This is a genomic window from Mesorhizobium sp. M4A.F.Ca.ET.020.02.1.1, from assembly GCF_004022645.1.
Lineage (GTDB): Bacteria > Pseudomonadota > Alphaproteobacteria > Rhizobiales > Rhizobiaceae > Mesorhizobium.
Genome location: NZ_RZOI01001056.1, coordinates 1 through 1,508 on the forward strand (window position 1 = coordinate 1; position 1,508 = coordinate 1,508).

2 protein-coding genes are annotated in these 1,508 nt (G+C 67.1%); both read left to right on the forward strand.

Going from position 1 to position 1,508, the window contains the following annotated elements:
* The first annotated feature begins 43 nt into the window (after positions 1 to 43).
* Complete coding sequence (locus EN742_RS34730; RefSeq protein WP_245492475.1) at positions 44 to 1,189, forward strand: GNAT family N-acetyltransferase; 1,146 nt, start codon at positions 44 to 46, stop codon at positions 1,187 to 1,189.
* Positions 1,186 to 1,508: Rieske 2Fe-2S domain-containing protein (locus EN742_RS34735; protein ID WP_245492476.1), on the forward strand; the 323-nt coding region annotated here is incomplete at its 3' end. The genes EN742_RS34730 and EN742_RS34735, both read left to right, overlap by 4 nt.

Below are 1,508 nucleotides of genomic sequence, written 5' to 3' on the forward strand. Positions count from 1 at the left end.
GCCGCAAATTGCGCCGTGTCGAGTGCCGGCTGGGAGCGGCGCCGTGAACCGGGCGGCAGTCGTGGCTGGCGCGCCCCAGCAAGCCGACCGGGTCGAGAACGATCCAGCCCAGGTCGAGGCTTTCGTGCGGCTCTTCAACGACGTCCCGGTGCGCGACCTCGTCGCCAACCTGACGACATCGGTCGAAAGCGCGGCGGTCGCCGGCCGCACCTTCCCGCTGACGCTGAACGACGCCGGCGAACCGCCGAACTGCTACATCTGCTGCCCGTCCAGCGCCTATCTCGAATATGCCATCGACGAGACGCGCAATTTCATCGCGCATCCGTTGCTGCGGCGCTCGCTCACGGCGTTGATCGGCGCCTGCGCGCCGCTGGTGCGGACGAGTGGTCTCGACCGTCAGGTTCAGCTCAACAACTGGCTTTATTCGACCAATCCGGTGCCGCTGCTCGACCGAACGGCGGTGGCCGAGCTGCGCGCCGACCTTGTGGCGCGTTTCCCGGATCGCGCCATCGTCATCCGCTCGCTGAACGAGATCGCCGATCCCGCCACCATCGCGGCGCTGAAGGCCGAAGGTTTCCGCATGCTGGCGGCCCGCCAGATCTACATCTTCGCCGAGCGCGGCGCGGCACCGGCCATGACCATCAACATGAAGCGCGACCGCAAGCGGCTCGCCACCACGCCCTTCGAGCGCGTCGGCGATGCCGATTTCAGCGAAGCCGACTATGCGCGCGCGGAAGAGCTCTACACCATGCTCTATCTGGAAAAGTACACGCCGCTCAATCCGCACTACACCGCCCGCTACATCGCCGAGATGCACCGGCGCGGCATCATCAGCCTTGCCGGCCTGCGCCGGCCGGGTGGAGACCTCGTCGCCGTCACCGGCCTGTTCGAGAACGGCCGCACGCTGACCCAGCCCATCGTCGGCTACGATACCGGCCTGCCGATACAGGAGGGGCTTTATCGCATGGTGATGGCGATGGCTCAGCAGCATGCGACCGCGCACGGCCTATTCTTCAACATGAGCGCCGGGGCGGCGGGCTTCAAGCGCCTGCGCGGCGCGGTGGCGACTATCGAATACAACGCCGTCTACGCCGGGCACCTTTCGCGCCGCCGGCGTGCGGCGATCCGCGTCATGGAAACCGTGCTGGCGCTGGTCGGCATTCCCTTGCTCAGGAGGTTCGAGCTGTGAGCGTGCGCCAGAGGCACAGCGAAGATCACGATCGGAAAGATCATTGGCAGGCCGTGGCGCTGTCGGCCGACATCAGGCGCAAGCCCAGGCGCATCCTGATCGACGGCCAACCTGTCGTCCTGTTCCGCTCGGCCCAGGGCATCGCCGCGCTGTTCGACCGCTGCCCGCACCGGCTGGTCGAGCTCTCGACCGGCAAGGTCGTCGGCGGCGAAATCGAATGCCCCTATCACGGTTGGCGCTATGACGGCGAAGGCCGCTGCACCGCCATTCCCGGTCATGTCGGCGAGATGCCGCATTACCGCGTGCGTCGCTACGGCGT